Source organism: Lachnospira multipara ATCC 19207 (assembly GCF_000424105.1).
Taxonomy (GTDB): Bacteria; Bacillota; Clostridia; order Lachnospirales; family Lachnospiraceae; genus Lachnospira; species Lachnospira multipara.
In genome coordinates, this window is the sequence record NZ_AUJG01000007.1 from 46,196 (window position 1) to 65,019 (window position 18,824).

The 18,824-nt window shown below is 35.2% G+C and carries 15 protein-coding genes; all 15 read right to left on the bottom strand.

The genetic code is table 11. The annotated features are described in order from the left end of the window. Positions 1–7: 7 nt before the first annotated feature. Positions 8–1,132: a FliH/SctL family protein gene (locus G600_RS15035; RefSeq protein ID WP_162141497.1), complete on the bottom strand. Its 1,125-nt coding sequence runs from the start codon at positions 1,130–1,132 to the stop codon at positions 8–10. Beyond that, entirely contained in the window at positions 1,113–2,135 is a 1,023-nt protein-coding gene (gene fliG / locus G600_RS0107315; protein ID WP_181022508.1) for a flagellar motor switch protein FliG, read from the bottom strand. Before fliG ends, G600_RS15035 begins: the two co-directional genes overlap by 20 nt. A 17-nt stretch (positions 2,136–2,152) precedes the next feature. Further along, on the bottom strand, positions 2,153–3,766 hold the full coding sequence (locus G600_RS0107320; RefSeq protein WP_027431361.1) for a flagellar M-ring protein FliF C-terminal domain-containing protein: 1,614 nt from the start codon (positions 3,764–3,766) through the stop codon (positions 2,153–2,155). Positions 3,767–3,802: 36 nt separating this feature from the next. Next, positions 3,803–4,138 (bottom strand): flagellar hook-basal body complex protein FliE, encoded by a 336-nt coding sequence (locus G600_RS0107325; RefSeq protein ID WP_027431362.1) that lies wholly within the window; start codon positions 4,136–4,138, stop codon positions 3,803–3,805. 114 nt (positions 4,139–4,252) lie between these two features. Continuing rightward, positions 4,253–4,738 carry a flagellar basal body rod protein FlgC gene (gene flgC / locus G600_RS0107330; protein ID WP_027431363.1) on the bottom strand — a complete coding sequence of 162 codons (486 nt, stop codon included), beginning with the start codon at positions 4,736–4,738 and terminating at the stop codon, positions 4,253–4,255. Between the two features lie 29 nt (positions 4,739–4,767). Next, positions 4,768–5,160, bottom strand: a complete 393-nt coding sequence (gene flgB, locus G600_RS0107335; protein WP_027431364.1) for a flagellar basal body rod protein FlgB — start codon at positions 5,158–5,160, stop codon at positions 4,768–4,770. Between the two features lie 317 nt (positions 5,161–5,477). After that, the gene (gene codY / locus G600_RS0107340; protein ID WP_027431365.1) at positions 5,478–6,257 is read right to left on the bottom strand and encodes a GTP-sensing pleiotropic transcriptional regulator CodY; all 780 of its coding nucleotides are present in this window, start codon (positions 6,255–6,257) and stop codon (positions 5,478–5,480) included. A gap of 18 nt (positions 6,258–6,275) precedes the next feature. Beyond that, the gene (gene topA / locus G600_RS0107345; RefSeq protein WP_027431366.1) at positions 6,276–8,354 is read right to left on the bottom strand and encodes a type I DNA topoisomerase; all 2,079 of its coding nucleotides are present in this window, start codon (positions 8,352–8,354) and stop codon (positions 6,276–6,278) included. A 22-nt stretch (positions 8,355–8,376) separates the two neighbouring features. After that, positions 8,377–9,528 (bottom strand): DNA-processing protein DprA, encoded by a 1,152-nt coding sequence (dprA, locus tag G600_RS0107350; RefSeq protein ID WP_051195418.1) that lies wholly within the window; start codon positions 9,526–9,528, stop codon positions 8,377–8,379. 27 nt (positions 9,529–9,555) lie between these two features. Continuing rightward, a complete protein-coding gene (locus G600_RS0107355; protein ID WP_027431368.1) occupies positions 9,556–11,103 on the bottom strand; it encodes a YifB family Mg chelatase-like AAA ATPase in 1,548 nt (515 codons plus the stop codon). Between the two features lie 113 nt (positions 11,104–11,216). Continuing rightward, positions 11,217–13,787, bottom strand: a complete 2,571-nt coding sequence (locus tag G600_RS0107360; protein ID WP_027431369.1) for a DUF5057 domain-containing protein — start codon at positions 13,785–13,787, stop codon at positions 11,217–11,219. A 12-nt stretch (positions 13,788–13,799) separates the two neighbouring features. Further along, positions 13,800–14,456: a PulJ/GspJ family protein gene (locus G600_RS0107365; protein ID WP_027431370.1), complete on the bottom strand. Its 657-nt coding sequence runs from the start codon at positions 14,454–14,456 to the stop codon at positions 13,800–13,802. A gap of 8 nt (positions 14,457–14,464) precedes the next feature. Further along, a complete protein-coding gene (locus tag G600_RS0107370) occupies positions 14,465–15,040 on the bottom strand; it encodes a pilus assembly FimT family protein (RefSeq protein ID WP_027431371.1) in 576 nt (191 codons plus the stop codon). After that, the gene (locus tag G600_RS0107375; protein WP_027431372.1) at positions 15,040–17,520 is read right to left on the bottom strand and encodes a hypothetical protein; all 2,481 of its coding nucleotides are present in this window, start codon (positions 17,518–17,520) and stop codon (positions 15,040–15,042) included. Before G600_RS0107375 ends, G600_RS0107370 begins: the two co-directional genes overlap by 1 nt. A gap of 10 nt (positions 17,521–17,530) precedes the next feature. Further along, the gene (locus G600_RS0107380) at positions 17,531–18,817 is read right to left on the bottom strand and encodes a type II secretion system protein (protein ID WP_027431373.1); all 1,287 of its coding nucleotides are present in this window, start codon (positions 18,815–18,817) and stop codon (positions 17,531–17,533) included. Positions 18,818–18,824: the final 7 nt, after the last annotated feature.

Genomic DNA, 18,824 nt, shown 5'->3' on the forward strand with positions numbered 1-18,824 from the left:
TAAATAACTAAATGCAGCTAAGTAGCTTTAAATCCTTAATTAGATTATCTAGCTCAATATCAAGGCCGCAATTAAATACTCCCGTATCTGTTTCAATGATACACTCATTTCGCTTCATGGTTGGATCCTCTAATATGTCAATATTAACTTCTTTTGACATGGCCACATAAAGCTTTCCCTGATTATTAATCAGGAATTTATAGTCATCTGGTGAAACCTTAATAATAAAGTTATGACTGCTATCTGCATTTCTCATAACCCCATTAATTAAATGCATAATAATCTCTTGATTATCCTCTGCCACAGTTAAGGTCACCTTTTTAAATACATCTGTTAAAATGTCCACAAGCTCCGGCTCAATATTGGCCTTCTTTTCTTCGTACTCTCTTTCAAGCTCTTCTTTTCTTTGATTATATTCATTATCAAGTTCTTGTCGCATTTCTTCAATTTTAGCTTCCGCTTTAATACAACCATCGTTGTAACCTGACTGGGCTGCATCATTTTTAATAGCCTCTGTTTCTTCATTGGCCTTATTAACAATGCCCTCAGCCATTTGTCTTGCTTCCTCTAAAATTCTTTCTGCCTCTTCATTGGCAGCAGCAAGTATTTCCTCAGACTGTTTATTAATTTGGGCTAGACTCTCTGTAGTAATATTAGAAGTAGGCCTAGGTGCAGATCTTGCCTGTCTTTCCTTTGGCTTAGATTTGCCTCTTAGCTTTCTTGCCTCCTCAATTAGCTCCTCTTTTTTTTCTAAAAGAGCCTGCTTTCTTCTTTCTCTTGTTTGTAAAATGGCGTCTCGTTCCTCTGGTGATATATCATCATCAAAGCCCATATTCTCAAGATTATAAAGCCTTTGTAATTCCTCATCTACATCAGCTGTAAGCTCTGAATAATCTTCCTCATGCCCTTCACCATCTTCAAGTAAGGAATCTATATCCTCATCATTTTCATAGTCATCATAGTCTATGTAATCTGCATCAAGGCCATTAACAAAACCATCCTCATCTCTTCTTGCGTAGCTTTCACTAAGAGCCTCGATCTTTTTTTGTATTATTTCATTGTAATCAATGACTCTTTCGTCCTTATTAACAATACTTCCACGTTTAAGAAGATTAGACAATGATTTCGTCACCTCCACCTCTAGCAATAACAATTTCTGCTGAATCTTCGAGCTTTCTAATAATATTAACAATCTTCTGCTGAGCCTCTTCAACATCCTTCATACGAACAGGACCCATGAATTCCATATCTTCCTTGATCATAGAAGCAAGACGGCTTGAAAGGTTGTTAAGCACAACATTTTGAACTTCCTCTGTGGCACCCTTGAGGGCAAGAGAAAGGTCGGAATTTTCAACATCACGAAGAACTCTCTGAATAGATCTATCATCAAGTGAAAGAATATCTTCGAATACGAACATCTTCTTTCTGATTTCATCAGCAAGCTCTGGCTCTTCTACTTCTAAAGTCTCCATGATATGCTTTTCTGTTCCTCTATCAACAGTATTTAAAATTTCAACAATGGCATCTACACCACCAACGATTGTGTAATCCTGATTTACAAGGCTTGATAGCTTACGCTCTAATACCTTTTCAACCTGCTTAATTACATCAGGACTTGTTCTATCCATTAAGGCAATACGTTTTGCAACATCTGCCTGCTTTTCTGGTGCTAGAGAACCTACAACCATTGAAGCTTGGCTTGCTGGTAGGTAGGATAAAATAAGGGCAATAGTCTGTGGATGCTCATCCTGAATGAAGTTAAGTAACTGTGATGAATCAGTCTTTCTAATAAATTCGAAGGGACGAACCTGAAGACTGGCAGTTAACTTACCAATAACATCCTTAGCCTTATCTTCACCAAGGGCTTTCTCAAGAAGCTCCTTAGCATAAGAAATACCACCTTCAGCAATATACTGCTGAGCCAAACAAACTTCATAGAACTCTGAAAGAATTGCCTCTTTAGTCTGTGGTGAAACACTACTTGTGTTGGCAATTTCAAGAGTAAGCTGTTCGATTTCTTCTTCCTTTAAATGTTTAAATATTTTAGCTGATTTTTCTGGTCCAAGTGCAATTAATAGTGTGGCGGCTTTTTCAACGCCATCCATCTCATTTTCACCATTAGGTACTTTTGGCATATACTCTTCCTCCCTTACTAATTCCAGTCTTCATTTAACCAGTTACGCAGCAATAGCGCCACGGCCTCTGGATTTTCATCAACGAATTTCTCAATAGCAATTCGGGTTTCTGATTTTTCTTGTACATCAATATCATCAACTGTTTGTGTAGCAGTTGCTTCCTTAGTAGTAGCTAACATATCTTCCACAGATAACTCAGGCTCTGTCTCCTCAACTGTAAGAGGTCTTGTACTTCTAAGAACTACTAAGATAAGAATTGCTAAGATAGCCACAGCAAGCACAATCTGAATCCAGAAGCTAGCTGTCTTTAAAATATTAGTTGCTGGCTTATCTTCAAAATATGGTACCTGGTAGGCAACTACTGAAATGTTATCAGTGTTTGTAATACCTGTACCCTTAGCAATAATCTGAATCCAGTCATCATCTACCTCTAACTTTACAGATTCAGCATTATCTATCTTATATTGGTCCCAAGTTGTACCAGACAAGAGTCCAGCATCCTGCACCTCCTCTTCCTTATAAACAACCTTTTGTATAAGGGTTACTGCAATTGTAGATGAATCATAAACAATATCTCCAGGAGAACTAGTAGTAGTCTTTCGGATTTCATTTGGCAAATATGAATACTGCTTTACTGTATAAGTAGATGTAGAATTTGTGCCATCTGTAACATCATAAGTTGTCTCATCATTACTTGTAGTTCCAGGAGTTCCACTAGCCCCTGTATTTCCAGTAGATTCAAGTTCATAACTTTCTGAATATAGACCTTCTTCTCTACCTTCTTGTGCTGTATAAGTAGTTGAGATTTCATTGATAGTATCCCAGTCTAAATCTAGATTAATAGCAACATTTACCTCATCATATAAACCACTACTTGTAATGGCCTTTTGAAGAGATAAAACCACTGTATTTTCTATTGTTGATTTGTATTTAAGCTTTTTATTTAATGTAACTGTGGATGTGGAGTCAGAATTAATACCGCTAAACAATACATTTCCATTATCATCTGTAATGGTAATGTTATCTGTTGAGGAATTACCAACTGAGGCTGCAAGGAAAAGGGCAATCGCCTCTGCCTGTGACTCATCAAAGCTTCCTGTAGTTGTAAGTTTTGCAGCTACAGTAGTTTCAGCTGAGTTTGCATAAAAGCTTGAGGTATCTTCTGGTATTGTTACATTTACCTCAGCGGACTTAATGCCATTATAGCCTTCAAGGTCAGCGGATAATTTACTTCGCAAATAGTTGGCATATTTCTTAATTCTATCGGAGTCTGTTGTTGTTAGATCATTAGACATTGCCTCTTCAAAGGTATAACCATCAGCTTTTAAATTACCTGAGGCAATTGCTACCTTAGCCTTAGTTAAATCCTTATCTTCGACATAAACTATAAGATTATCAATTTTGTATTTGATTTGGTTTTCATCAAGTAATGTCTGTACCTCTCCTAAAGTCTCATAATCACTACAAGTCTTTAAGACTTCGTATTTAGGTCTAGACAGCACAAAAGCAAGTACTATTACTGCTACAATAAAGACAGTTATACCACTGACAATAATTATTTTTTGAGCTTTCGAAAAACTTCTCCAAATGTCTAGAAGCTTAGCCGGTATTTCCCTAATTCTCTCTAACATAATTCTCACACCCCAAATCCTTCAAAAATGGTTTTGTTAAATCTGCATATTCATTATTGCGTTGTAGGCTTCTAGCGCCTTATCTCTTATGGCAACAGTGTATTGCAATGCAATATTTGCCTGTTGCTGATATACCCCTAATTCATGTGTGTTCGTTAAGTTTCCAAGGGCGAAGTCAACTTCTGCCTGCTGAGCTTGTTTAATATAGTCGTTAGTACTTTCAAGTAAGCTTGTAACAGAAGAATAGACTGCACTAAAAGCATCCCCTGAATTAGTTTCACTAGTTTTTTCTTGTGTCCCTTGATTCATGGCATTTGTTACCTTATAGACATAGTCTGAATTTAAATTATTTACAGCCTGTGTAACATCCATAAGCCACCTCCAAATATTAGTATCTTACTTCTCTTTATAAACCTTACTAATTTCTCTTTATAATCTCTCTTTATAATTCTCTTTATGATTTCTTTTACTAATAATTTCTATTTCCTATTCTCCAATGGTTAAGCCTTTTTGAGCCATAGCCTTTGCTGCATTAAAGGCTGAAATATTTGCCTCATAAGATCTTGAAGCATCAATTAAGTCTGTCATTTCCTGTACTACATTTACATTAGGATATGTTACATAACCGTTCTCATCTGCATCTGGGTGAGATGGATCATAAACAATATTCATATCTGTATTTGTATCTTCATAAACGCTTGTTACCTTAACACCATTTCCTACAATTCCTCCATTTGCCATACGAAGTGCGTCTGCAAATGTAGAATAGCTCTGATAAACACTTGCTTTCTTTCCAAGTGCTGTGCCTGTTAAAGTCTTTTCTGTAAATACAACGTTTTTCTTTACGTATGCTGTTCCATCAGAAGTTCTAGTTGTATCCGCATTAGCAATATTTTCTGCAATAACATCAGTTCTTAGCTGCTGTGCTGTCATTCCAGAAGCGCTAATGTTAAAGGATGTAAAAAGTGCCATATAATCCTCCTTTAGCTAGACTATTCCTACTACTTAATCACATAACCAAACCTATTAAACTCATTTTTAATGCTGTCAATCAATGCCGAATAGTTTAACTGTTCTGAGGCTAATTCTACATTTTCAGTGGACAAATCCACATTGTTTCCATCTGTTCTATATGAAAGTGTAGAATTATCTGTATAAGTTCTAATTGCAATATCATTGTAATTAACATTGTTTACTCTCTGACTAAGAGAGGTGGCATCGCTACCTGCTCTTTGAAGGGCATTTTCTAAAAATGTAGTAAATTCTATGTCTTGCCTTTTATAGTTTGGAGTATCAACATTAGCAATATTATTACTTAGTACTTCTTCCCTCGCCCAACTTGCATTAGCAGCAGTTGTTAATAGGTTTACATAACCAAATGCTCCTGTCGCCATAGATTCTCCTTTCAAAAGAAAAAGCTTTTTATTTACTATGAGTATATTTAATTCACGAATAATACTAATTTAATTATAAAATAAATTAATAAAATTACAAGTAAATTTTGCCTTGCCAAAGTCTTGCAAGATCTTTAAATCACGTATTTCAGGATAAAACAAAAAATGGACCCACTAATGTGGATCCATCCATTCGTCGCTTTATCCTCCTTGGATAGTAATATTGTACTATCTTTATAGTAAAAAAGCAAGACTGTTTATATATTTAGTAATTTTAGTAGGATTTTTCGTCTTTCTATGATTTTTAGCCTAATAAGCTAAAGAGAAAGACTGCCATCCTTAGCCTCAACCTCGTCAAATATTAAGTCATTTAAAACCTTAATATAAGTTCCCTTCATACCTGAAGATCTAGTTTCTATTACATTAGCCGACTCAAATTTTCTTAGGGCATTTACAATAACAGAACGAGTAATGCCTACCTTATCAGCTATTCTTGAGGCAACTAATATTCCTTCCGTTCCATCAAGTTCATTTAAAACATACTTCATAGCCTGTAGCTCTGAAGAAGAAAGGGTTGAGATTGCAGACTTTACAATCTGGCGCTTTCTTGCATCTATTGCAGACTCTTCATTAACAGACTGCATAAGACCAAGGCCTACTACTGTAGTTCCATATTCACTAAGAATAATATCGTCAATATCATAATTATTATTCTTTCGATACATAAAAAGTGTACCAAGTCTCTCGCCAGCAATTTCAATAGGTGTAATAAGGGCTGTAATATTCTTTACATCCTTGCTATCAAAACCTAAGATGGCAAGATTAACATTTTCATTAGTACTAAGGACACTTAAGAATCTCTCATTAAGCTCTGGGTCAATAAAACCTCCCTTAGATATTACTAAATCCTTTATAAAGGGACCTTCCTCTAAATTAGCCATTCCAAGGACTTTGCCCTTTTTACTAGTAACAATAATATTAGATAATAAAATCTCTGAAAGGCAAAGACAAATATCTGTAAAATTTACTCTTAAGGTGTGATTATTGTGTAACAACTTATTAATTTTACGAGTTTTGTCCAATAATTGTATACTCATAAATTCACCCCTATAATACTAGTTTTCGTTCTTTTTAAACGCTTCTACATGGCCACATTCTGGGTTAGCACAAGCAAGCTTTGAACCCTTTTCAACCATATAGCCGCCACATTCAGGACATGGCTTAACTGATGGCTTCTGCCATGAAACAAAGTCACATTCTGGATAGCCTTCACAACCAAAGAAGATTCTACCCTTCTTAGTCTTTTTAAGAACAACATCCTTACCACACTTAGGACAAGGAACGCCAATCTTTTCTAGATAAGGCTTTGTATTTCTACACTCTGGGAAACCAGGGCAAGCAAGGAACTTACCGTGTGGGCCATATTTAATAACCATGTTTCTACCGCAGTTTTCACAGATAACATCTGTAACCTCGTCTTCAATTGTTACATTTTCCAATTCCTTAGAGGCTGTATCAATTGCCTCCTTTAAATCTGGATAGAAGTTTCTAATAATATCCTTCCAATCCACATATCCATCTTCAACTCCATCAAGTAAAGATTCCATGTTAGCTGTAAATTGTGTATCTACAATAACTGGGAAGGCTGTTGTCATTGCGTTATTAACTGCAATACCAAGCTCTGTTACATAAAGGTTTTTCTGTTCCTTTGCCACATAATGTCTAGCAATAATTGTTGAAATAGTTGGTGCATAAGTAGATGGTCTACCAATACCAAGCTCTTCAAGACTCTTTACTAAGCTAGCTTCTGTGTAGTGTGCAGGTGGCTGTGTAAAATGTTGAATTCCCTCAACATTTTCTAAGCTAAGCTTTGAATTCTCATCTAAGCTCTTAGCTAAAGTATTAGACTTCTCTTCATCATCAGCTTCCTTATAAATTGCCATGAAACCTTCAAACTTAACCTTAGATGCAGATACTGAGAATCTATAATCTCCTGCCTTAATCTTAACAGAAGTTGTTTCATAAACTGCAGGAGTCATCTGACTTGCAATAAATCTCTTCCATATTAATTGATATAATCTAAACTGATCTCTAGATAGAGAATCCTTTACAACAACTGGTGAAAGAGTTAAATCTGTAGGACGAATTGCCTCATGGGCATCCTGAATTCTCTTCTCATCCTTCTTTGCCTCAATATGATTACCAGCTACATACTCTTTACCATAATTATCATTAATAAAGCTTGCTGTTGTAGCTACTGCCTCATCTGCAACTCTTGTAGAATCAGTACGTAAATAAGTAATTAAACCTACGCTACCTCTTCCCTCAATTTCAATACCTTCATATAATTGCTGTGCAATTCGCATGGTCTTTTGAGTTGCAAAGTTAAGGGCCTTAGCTGCTTCCTGCTGCATTGTACTTGTTGTAAATGGAAGTGGAGCTTTTTTATTTCTCTCACCCTTCTTTATCTGATCAACACTAAATTTCTCTTTTTTAAGTTTAGCTAAAATCTCATCTGCTTCATTCTTTGATTTGATTTCAAGCTTACCCTTAGATGTTCCTGTAAACTGGGCAACAATAGGCTTCTTCTCACCTTCAATATTTAAATTAGCCTCAATTGTCCAATACTCTTCTGGAATAAATTCATCTATTAACTTCTCTCTATCGCAAATGATTCTAAGTGCAACAGACTGAACTCTACCAGCTGATAAACCTCTCTTAATCTTTGCCCATAAAAGAGGACTGATTCCATAACCCACGATTCTATCAAGGGCACGTCTTGCTTGCTGTGCATCAACAAGATTCATATCAATCTTTCTTGCATTCTTTAAAGATTCCTTAACTGCACCCTTTGTAATTTCATTAAAGGTAATTCTATAAATGTCCTTATCTTCTAATTTAAGAGCTGCTGCTAAATGCCAAGAAATAGCCTCTCCCTCACGATCGGGATCGGTTGCAAGATATACTTTAGTTGCCTTCTTTGCTTCCTTTCTTAGGGCAGCAAGTAATTCACCCTTACCTCTAATTGTTATATATTTAGGTTCATAATCGTTTTCTGGATCAATACCCATCTGTGACTTTGGAAGGTCACGTACATGTCCTTGAGAGGCCATTACCTTGTAATTTGAACCCAAGAACTTCCCAATTGTTTTTACCTTAGCTGGCGACTCTACTATTACTAAATACTTAGCCACTTCATATTCCTCCGTTACTATGTTAGATTTGTACCCTTACATAGCAATTCTTCGTTGTCTCCTCCACTAAACCCTCTAGCTCTAATTCTAATAAATTTTCCACCACGATACTTAAAGGTAACCCTGTTTTAGTTACTAAATCATCTAACGCACAAGGATACAAATCGAGTTCACTATACACCATATTTTTTTGACTGGCAATAGGCAATTTATTTAAATTGTGTCTAAATTGTTCATTTTGTGGGGAAATTTCACTAGATAAAGCCTGATTTTTATTGCTTTTAGTAGAAATTAAATCGCATTGATAAATATCTTCTGGTCTAAGTATAGGATTAGCACCTTCATTCAATAATTCTAAACATCCAACTGATAAAGGATCAGAGATTCTCCCCGGCACTACAAAGACGTCCTTTCCCTGTTCTAGAGCCCAATCCACCGTAATTTTACTACCACTTTTATTCCTTGCCTCAACTACAATTACCGCATCACTTAGTGCGCTAATAATACGATTTCTCTCTGGAAAATGTCCGGGAATTGCAGGAGTATTTGGCTTATATTCTGACAGTATTCCTCCATGCTCTTTTAAATGAAGATATAGCTCTAAATTATTTCTTGGATAACATACATCTGCCCCAGTTCCAAGAACTCCTAAAGAATAACCGCCAGCACTAATAGCCCCCTTTTGTCCATAATAATCAATTCCTAGGGCCATGCCACTAATTACTTGAATACCATTAGCTGCAAAGCTTTTTGCAAACTCATAGGCAATTCTTCTTCCATAATCAGTACAGCCCCTAGCCCCTACAATAGAAACAATTGGCTTATTAAAATCCGGAAGTCTTCCATAATAATATAGATTCACAGGATAATTTTCTATATCAAGTAACTGCTTTGGATAGTCTTCCTTTCCTGGATAGCTAAATTTCATATCTGACTTTCTAAGCTTAATATAGTCCTTTAAAATGTAGCCAACCTCCTTTGATTCTTCAATGGCCTTAGCATCATTTTCACTAATCTTTTCTATATTTAAATAGTCCGACTTCTTTGCAAAAAATACCCTCTTAGGATTTCCAAAATATTCTAGTAATTTGTGGATTTTTACAAGGCCCACCCCTGGGATGCTATTAATCCAATACCAGTAAAATCCCTTTGTAATCTCGCTTAAATTTTCCATAAAATTCTCCTTATTCTTCTTTTGTTTTTATTCATTAACCCTTCTATAGGAAAAGCTCTCTGAAATATGACTCCAGTTAATGTCCTTCTCCCCTTCTAAATCCGCAATAGTTCTAGCCGTCTTAAGGATCCTTGTATAAGCTCTAGCAGTTAAATGTTTTTTTTCATAAAAGCGCTCCATAAGCTCCTTTTCCCTATCCTTTAACTGGCAGTATTTCTTTACCATTTCTGAATTCATCTGGGAATTAAAATTGATATTAGTGTCTTTAAATCTTTCTAGCTGTGCCTTCCTAGCCCTTAAAATCATTTCTTTCATCTTTTTATTTGAGAGCACATTTTCATCCGTCTCCGTCTCATAGGCTATATCTTTAAACTTAATTTCATTAGTTTTTATGCAAATGTCGAAGCGGTCCCAAATTGGATTACTAATCTTTCCAATATATCTTCTTATGTCTACTTCTCTACATTTACATCGAGTTCTATCAGGGTAATAGCCGCATTTACAAGGATTCATGGCCGCCACTAGCATAAAATCTGCAGGGTAGTCATAAGAATAATTAAGTCTTGTAACCTTAACCTTTCTATCCTCAATAGGACTTCTAAGACTTTCAATAACATTAGAATTAAACTCTGTGATTTCATCAAGAAATAAAACCCCCTTACTTGCTAAGGTGATTTCCCCAGGTTTAGCAAAAGCGCCACCTCCCATTAAGGCATTCAAGGTGATGTTATGATAAGGATTTCTAAAAGGTCGTTTTTTTACAAGACCACTGCCCTCCTTTAGTATTCCTGCCACACTTTCAATCTTAGTGACCTCAAGCCTTTCCTCTTTTGTCATATCTGGCATAATATAGGGAATTCTACTTGCAAGCATGGTTTTTCCACTGCCTGGAGGCCCCATATACATGATGTTGTGCATCCCGGCTACTGCAATCATTGTGGCTCTTTTAGCGCTATTTTGCCCCCTGACATCACTAAAATCCGGGGTCTTTATATCCTTTTCTTCTATAATTGGGGATTTTGAAAATGTGTCTAGACTATCAAAATTAAGACTTGAAGGCTCTAATTTACCATTAATTATATTTACACATTCCTTTAGATTAGATACGGTAATTACATTTATATCTTCTACAATTAGGGCCTCTTCTTTGTTAGCTTTTGGAATAATTACATTTTTAATGCCAGCTTTTTGAGCCATTAATACGCAAGGCAAAATTCCCTTAACCCCTTTTATACTACCATCAAGGCCAAGCTCTCCAATGCAGAAATACTCTCCTAAAGATTCATTAGTTATTAGATTATTTGCCGCAAGTAAGCCAAGTGCAATAGGCAGGTCAAAGCCCGTTCCATCCTTTCTAATATCTGCAGGAGATATGTTTACTACTACTCTTTGGGGTAGAAGTTTAAAATTTGAATTTTTAATTGCTACCTTGATTCTTTCCTTAGCTTCCTTTACTTCACTACTTAGTAAACCACTCATGTTAAAATCTGGTAGACCATCTGATACATCTGTTTCCACTTCCACTAAAATAGCTTCAAGTCCGTAAACAGAGGCCGATTTAATACAACTATACATCTAATGTCCTTTCTTTTGATTCTTTTGTTAATTACTTTTTGCTTTAGTTTTGTTTTGTTAATTGGAATTTTGCTAGATTCTAGCTAAAAGACTTTCCTAGACTATCATAAATTCTAATCTAAGTCAAATAAATCCCTTCTTGCAAGACTAAAGCTTGTAGTTCCCCTAGTTTTATTAACATCCTCTGCATAGATTGTAATTACTAAATCTCCCCTAGTTAAACTATCATAAAGGGTTATTCCTTCACTATTTGTTAGATTTAGATAATCTCGTAAATCCAGTACATTTTCCACTTTATTTCTGAGGCAATTGTCTCCCTCATATTCTTCTAATATCACATCCACTCCTTCTGTAAAGCTTCCATCTCCGTCCACATCCCAGAAGGCTCTTCCATAGGAATAGGCACCATTTGAAATACCCATATCAATATCTGTTACTGTAAATCTTAAATAGTTAGTGGTTGTAGTAAGGTCTGATAAGTAAGAAAGATCATTTGATCTAATTGCCTGCTCGTAGGAATTAGAGCCCGTCTTAATTCCTGTAGTGCTTGAAATCCTAGGTGTAGAATTACCAGACTTTATGGCCTTAACTACAGTATTAACAAAAAGCTTAAGTTCTGCATCCTTTGTAACCTCTGAGTGACCACAGCCGGAATAAGTAATATTTCCTTTAGAGTAAATGTAGTAATTATTAAGGGCGTCAACTCCTGATAGGTGGTAATAAGAGCCCGTATCTGAAGAGTAGAGAGCATACCAAACCACTACATCCTTTGAAGAATCAATTAGCTTTGAATTTGTTGCCTCTAAATCCACCACAAACCACTGGGAGTGGGTCTTTGAAACTGTAATACTCTCATCAATTCCATAAGGGTATTCTGTAACCTGACCTTTATTTAGCTGCCTTACATTAGTAGTGGTTAGAACACTTTTATTTATCTCATCGGAAATATTAGTATATATCTTAAAAGGATTCCCATTATCTGTGCCTCTTCTCATAATATTTAAATTAGTATAGCCCTGATAATTATCATCAAAAACCGTGGCTTTATTAGCCCCTGCTACACTTGTAACCGACTTATCAGAAACCCCGTATCTATCCATACCTGCCATATTTCTAAACCTTGAGGTTAAATAAAAGGAGGTATCAATATTAGATTTCTTAGCAGACGACATATCTAGAACTCTTACATTTTCATAATTAACATCTGAATAGGCGGAGTAAATAAAATTATCGTGGCTAAATAACACTGCACGGCCGGAATTTATAAAGTCCTCAATATTATTTAGAGCACTTTCACTTTCAATATCCTCACGGTTAAAGTTATCGTAAAAGCCTATGACTAGCATGTCGTATTTATACAATTTATTCTTGGACTCATCATAGATATCCAGCCCATTCATTTCATAATCAACCCCATCATACCAGCTAACAAAGTCATTAACTGAGACACTATCAATGGATAAATCAATTCCAACCAAATCTGAAATGGCATCAAATCTTTCCATAAAAGCTTCATCTTCAAGTAAGAAATTTCCTGTGGTTACATCATCAAGAGGAACAATTTGTAATACCTTAACTTCGCTTACATCCTCTTCTGAAACAATAATACAGCCTGTATCCTGACAAGAGCCTCCGGTCTTATTTGTAGCCACCAGCTTAATTCCAACATAGCCTCTAAGCTCTGTTGGAAGGGCAAGACTTACTCTAAAGTTACCCTTATTATCCGTGGTAATTTTACTATCTGTTGAACGAGTTGAAGAATAGTAAAGCTCATACTCCTCACCTGCTATTTCTGAAAATATACCATCGCCGTTTTTATCAATATAAATATCAAGGTCATAGCTCTCACTAGTAGTTCCAATTTGTCCATAAATTTCAAAACTAGAAAGGGAAGAAGCTAAAACTTTTTTTGAATTAATTATCTTATTACTGTCATAATCTGCCTTAAAATCATCATCTAGACTTATTTCTGGATGACTAATATAGTTAAGAGAAATATTCTTCGTCTCATCAAATATATTAGAGGTATTATGTCCATTTTTTTCTAAATAATAAGGGGCTAATTTATAGACATTTACGCTGTAATTACTACTATTAGTTGAGGTCTTTTCATTAATGGCATTATAAATGGAATTAGCTAAAACTAGGGGCTTACCATTGTCTATAAAATTCATCAATTTATTAAGGCTTTTAAGGGTAAAGTCATTGCCACTAAAGGCAGCATAAACCGTCTCTCCTGTGGATTCTATGGATAAATTCATCTTTAAAAATTTACCTGCTGGCGAGTAGTTTCCATTACCCTGAAGGGCGCCGCTTGCAAGATAACCTTTAGGATTATAATCTCCTATAATTACTAAATCATAGTCATTTACAATATCAGAGTTCATGCCAATAAAACCGTTTGAGGCAATGCTATCTATGGTTACATAATTTTTGTAATTACTAGACTTTATATTCTTTACCTTAAAACCAAACCATTTAAGGATCTGCTTAGCCGATGAATAATTGTTATATTTGCTTGCACCACTTGGCTCAATTTCAAGCACTCTAATAGGGTAGCTAACAGTATCTGCTGCCACCGTACTTGATTTATTTCCCTTTAAGATTGCTAGAAGCGAAATGCAAAAAATAACAACTAATAAAAGGGCTATTTTATACAAATCCTTTTTAAATTCCTTATTCATATGCACTCCTGTTTACTGATTTATAAAACTATCAACTAAGCTAGTAGGAATTACTTGATTTTCACTAGTACTAAGCTTTACAAAATCTATACTAGACTCACTATTTCCCTCCCCTAAATAAAGCTTATCCTTACAGCTATTTCTAGTGCTAAAGCTCTTATTTATGGTCCTTTCCTGGCCCGATAGCTTTGAGCTAATAGTTATATCAAGCATTGGATAATCTGAGACATAATCTAGATTAAAGCTATTAGAATCTTTTCTTGTTAGGCTTATCATGTCCTTATTTAGCTTTACACTAAAGTCGCTAATGTTTCCTGCTATAAAACTTTCCTCTTGATTGAAAATGTAATACAGAGTCTCATTTTCATACTTAAGGCCTACTTGATTGTTGTCACTATCATAGCTTAGTAGATAAACTAAATCTCCAACTTTAAAAAGCCTTATAGAGCTAGCGTTTAGTACGCAACTCTCCCCAAAGGCCATGGCATTATCTAGCTTAGTCTCAAGCTTTGCATTAACTGTTGACCTTCTATAAGACCTTACGCTTTGGCTTACAAAAACACCTAGGGCAAATAATACAATGCTTGAAATTGCAAGGGCAATGATAAGTTCTACAAAACTAAAGCCTTTATTATTTTGTGTAATTTTTGACTTTTCGTTTTCCTTCATAGTTCCACCTATTCCTTAAAGATTCCTGTCTTTAAATAAAGTAGCAAAGACTTTGTTTTTCTGCCCTTTATATTAAAGTTTATAAAGCTATTCTCTATTAGATTAGTTCCCCCTGTAAAAGTTATGTAATAAACGCTACTTCCATTGACATCCTCAGTTGAATTAACTGCACTTCCTCCATAATTTAGGCTTTTAACAGAACCTTTTGATTTGTCAAATTCAATAAAGAGACTAGTGCCCTTTGATAGGGCAAGGCCTGTGCTTGTATCCCCTTCTGTAAAGCTTATAGAAAGAGATATCCTAGAGCCTAGCTTAGTAGAATCCATTAAATCACCATTTTTATAGCTATTTATATAGATTATTCCCTCTTTATTAGTAATTTCTATATAGTAGGAATTATCAATTGAAAGGGTGTTGCTTCTAAGCATCTCCACCTCTGATTTTAGGGAATTTACTGCCCTTTGCTCATTGGCATTGACTAAAGTGGACATAAGGATAGCGCTGCCTGATATTACCACAAGCATTATGGCAAGCGTTATTAGTAATTCAATTAAACTAAAGCCTTTCATGTCCATTTTTTTCATTAATTTCTCCAATTCTTTATCTCAACTAAATCCGTATATTCAAGGTCTGTGCTATTTAGGCTGTCCTCATCCTCTGCTTCATAGCCATAAAGGAAAATCGACTTAAAAGGATAAAGACCGTTTCCAGCCCCATTTGTAACACCATCATCTGCTTCAATCATATTCATAATCTGGCTTTCAGTTAGAGGGTAAATATTTACATTTCCCTCAAGTCTAATTGTGCCCTTAGCCATAATAAGCCCAGTAAAATCAGATCTTACAGTTACATCTCCTGAGGCAATTATTATGCCCTTTGACATTTTTAATTTACCCTGGCTGTAGCTTGAATTAGCTAGACTAGAATCCACAATTACAGCATTTTTACTAGCGCCCTCATTATCAATGGCAACAAGCATATAGTCATCCTCTGATATAACACCGTAGTTGTGCGCCGCTACTGCTCGGTTTTGAATATATTTTCTAAAGCCCTCACTAGATATAAAATTATTGAAAACGTTGTCGCTATAGGCCGCAACATCCATAACCTCTTCGCTGCCAATATCTGCACTTGTAAGCAGTCTAGTATCCACATCCTCTATTGGAAGCAAGATCTTATGTAAAATGTTATATCTTATGGAGTAATTATTATATTTAGCAAGGTAAGCATCATAGTTAAAATCTATAGTTGTAGAGCCTGTATTAACCGCCCTTAGATAACTATCATAAATGCTATCTGAAAGGGCAGTCATATTAGCATAATCGCTAAGATAAATATTGCTAGCTGTAGAGGAAGCATTAACCCTTAGACTATCATGTAGGGCATCTCTAATCTCCTCATACTCTTCCTTTTTGCTATTGCTTAAGCCCTGATAATAACTACTATTTTCCTTAAAGGCCTCAAAGGCCTCATCAGACTCAATTAGTTTTGCATAAACTGCCTTTAGAGCTGCATTTTTAAAATTAAGATAATAATAGGCGCTGCCAGTAGAATCTCCGTTTGAAATTAACTTAAGTTCGTAGGGCTTATCACTATTAAGAAAGGCGTAGGCAAAGAATGACTCATCAATAGTAATTGTAGTTTCCTTACCCTTATAGTTTATGACACCTGTGTTTCCTGCAGTGTTGTAGTCTGTGGCAGTAATTAGTGGCACCGGATTTACTTTAGCGGAAATGTATCTAGAAGGCACTAGATAGCTTTCCTGATTGCCATAGCCTGCATAGGAAAAGCCAGTAGCATAGGGGCTTTCTAAGCCGTTATATCCAATATAGGCATTGCCAGATAGCAATACATTTGCATTGGCATTAATATAAATATTGCTCTCATTACTGTTAATTATCATGGAGCTTGAGTAAAGGTGACTAGCCCCGTTAGCCGTCACATAGCCGTAGCCATAGAGGTTTCCATTAATTGTGGCAGTAGATTTATCTGCTTCTAGCTGCAAATCATCCTTTAGATAGGCGCTGGCATTGCTTGCAATTGTAAGGCTTGAAGGGTTATTTTTTGTGAAAATGTTTCCCCCCCAGAGCCTTCCAGAAAGCAGATTAAAACTGCCCCCCTTAATATTTATGTCAGACCCGGAAATTAAATTAGAATTCTCCCCGCCTCTAAAATTTAGGCTAGCATTATTATCTACTGTAATTCCAGTTTCGCCACCACCATAAGCACTTGCATAGAGATTAGTGCTACCAGTGTTTATAATGCCTGTGTTTCCAATAAGAGCGTATTTTGAAAAATTAGTTGTGGCAATTAAATTAGTATCCACAAGGTCAAGAAGCTCTGATGGAAAGCTAATATCAAGATCAATAGTTATATCTGAATAATAACCAGCACTTGTCATATAGCTAATAGTTATGTCTTTTATTTTCAAAGTGTAATTATCAAGACTTACATTAAGGCCTGAAAAATCTGTTAGCGTTTCATTTTCCTTAGTAAGACTAAGGCTTAAAATGTCCTTAACATCAAGCTTTCCTTCTGTATTAGTCTCAAGATAAGACTTTAGTGTCTCAATTAAATTTTCCTTTTTATCTACATCAAATTCTCCAAAAAGGGTATCAAAGCTATTACCTGAAAGGTATATGTCAGATAGATAACTATCCCTGTTAGCTTCAGTGATTATGCCAAGCTTTTCTAGGAGTCTTATTGTATAGTTTTTTCTAAAAAGGGAATTAGCACTTGCATTAGTAAAGCTTGCATCGGTTCTTGCTTGATTTAGATTATCTGAATAGCGCCTTAATTCATCAATATAGGCCATATTAAAGCTTTCCATGGCAGTCTTTGAAAGGCTTAAATAAATCTCATCTACAGCCTCTTCTGAGCTGTAGAAACTAGATTTAGAATTAAGCTTAGTCTTTTTCATGCGAAGATTTAGCATAACTACAGAGGTTACTGAGCTTGCTAAAATAAGAATAAAAGAGCACATAATTAGCACAATAATAAGAGTCGAACCTGCTTTATTCATTTTTAAATTTATTTTTGATTTTTTTCTATTAAAAATCTTCATAGGATTTCCTCTATTCTATCTTTGTGCTAACAATAGTTGTAAGTAAATTCTCTTCTTCTCTACTTCTATAATAGACCTTTACAATAAGCCTATAGATGTAGTTTTTGCCAGGACTTTTTATGCCATTTTCAATGGATAAGGCCCAGTTTTCAACATTGGAAAAAATGGACACCACTAAGTCTTTTGATACTTCCTTTTGACTTGAATTTTCCCTCAAGCTTTTATTGGCATCACTATAATAATTACAAGTTACTTTATCATTACTAAGCACTACATAGCCTTCATCCTCTTGCTTTTCCTGCTCTATAAAAAGTAGGTCTAAATTTAAAAAGGCTACCTTTTTATTAAAGCTAGTATCATAGGAATAATTTATGGTGATTTCATCCTTTGCATACTGCTTTTTTTGTCCATCAACTATAGATACATTTTCATCTGCATAATAATCATCAAAGATGCTATAGAAAATGTATATCTTGTTGGCATTATTCTCGTAATCACTAGAAGAAGAAATTATGTAGTCATAATCATCTTCTGATAAATCTGGCTCTAGTTTTGTATCTAAATTAGAGGCTGTAATTAGTTTCGTTGCATAATTAAACTCTCTAATATAGTCAGCAATATTAAGGTCAGGTCTAGCCTCGTCTATGTAGGAATAGGAAATTGTCACATCTAGTTTTTGAATATAAGAGACAAAATCAGAACTTGTTCTATCTTTAGTTATACTAACATCAATAACAGATGTCTTTTTTATACAAGATTTGTCATAAAGGTCTCCTGTGGATTCTAAAAAGTAGGTGGCGGCCTCTTCATTTATGGCATCGTCTGTGTAAATAATATTCTTTTCCTTATCTAGACTTGCATAGCTAGAAAGGCCGAAGCTATTGACATTATTCTTGCTATTAGACTCTCCATTTGTAAAGTTGTCATTATAATAACTAGGATCAAGCGTTGCCTCTATTATAAAGTCTTCCCCATCAATTCCTGTATAGCTATCTTTATCATTATTAGACACCAAAAATTTGAGCACTCCCTGCTCATCTTCAAAGCTTTGATTGCTCTCCTTTTGGTAGCTATAATTTAGATCTTCAATTTCTAAATTAGAAACTGATACATTTTTTATCTCTTCAATAATATTATTTGCTGCAGTGTTGGCATTTTCAGTGCGACGAGCTTTTGAATTAGTCTTTGCAGCATTTGTAAAAATAGATAAAATTGGCAGAGTTACAATAACTAATATAGCTATACTTATTAAAACCTCTACTAAAGAAAATCCTTCATTTCCTTTTCTTTTATCCATAGGACCA

Coding starts and splice junctions, on each gene's coding strand:
- fliG (WP_181022508.1), bottom strand. CDS start 2,135: ATGCCAAAAGTACCTAATGGTGAAAATGAGATGGATGGCGTTGAAAAA.
- G600_RS0107320 (WP_027431361.1), bottom strand. CDS start 3,766: ATGTTAGAGAGAATTAGGGAAATACCGGCTAAGCTTCTAGACATTTGG.
- G600_RS0107325 (WP_027431362.1), bottom strand. CDS start 4,138: ATGGATGTTACACAGGCTGTAAATAATTTAAATTCAGACTATGTCTAT.
- flgC (WP_027431363.1), bottom strand. CDS start 4,738: ATGGCACTTTTTACATCCTTTAACATTAGCGCTTCTGGAATGACAGCA.
- flgB (WP_027431364.1), bottom strand. CDS start 5,160: ATGGCGACAGGAGCATTTGGTTATGTAAACCTATTAACAACTGCTGCT.
- codY (WP_027431365.1), bottom strand. CDS start 6,257: ATGAGTATACAATTATTGGACAAAACTCGTAAAATTAATAAGTTGTTA.
- dprA (WP_051195418.1), bottom strand. CDS start 9,528: ATGGAAAATTTAAGCGAGATTACAAAGGGATTTTACTGGTATTGGATT.
- G600_RS0107355 (WP_027431368.1), bottom strand. CDS start 11,103: ATGTATAGTTGTATTAAATCGGCCTCTGTTTACGGACTTGAAGCTATT.
- G600_RS0107360 (WP_027431369.1), bottom strand. CDS start 13,787: ATGAATAAGGAATTTAAAAAGGATTTGTATAAAATAGCCCTTTTATTA.
- G600_RS0107365 (WP_027431370.1), bottom strand. CDS start 14,456: ATGAAGGAAAACGAAAAGTCAAAAATTACACAAAATAATAAAGGCTTT.
- G600_RS0107370 (WP_027431371.1), bottom strand. CDS start 15,040: ATGAAAAAAATGGACATGAAAGGCTTTAGTTTAATTGAATTACTAATA.
- G600_RS0107375 (WP_027431372.1), bottom strand. CDS start 17,520: ATGAAGATTTTTAATAGAAAAAAATCAAAAATAAATTTAAAAATGAAT.
- G600_RS0107380 (WP_027431373.1), bottom strand. CDS start 18,817: ATGGATAAAAGAAAAGGAAATGAAGGATTTTCTTTAGTAGAGGTTTTA.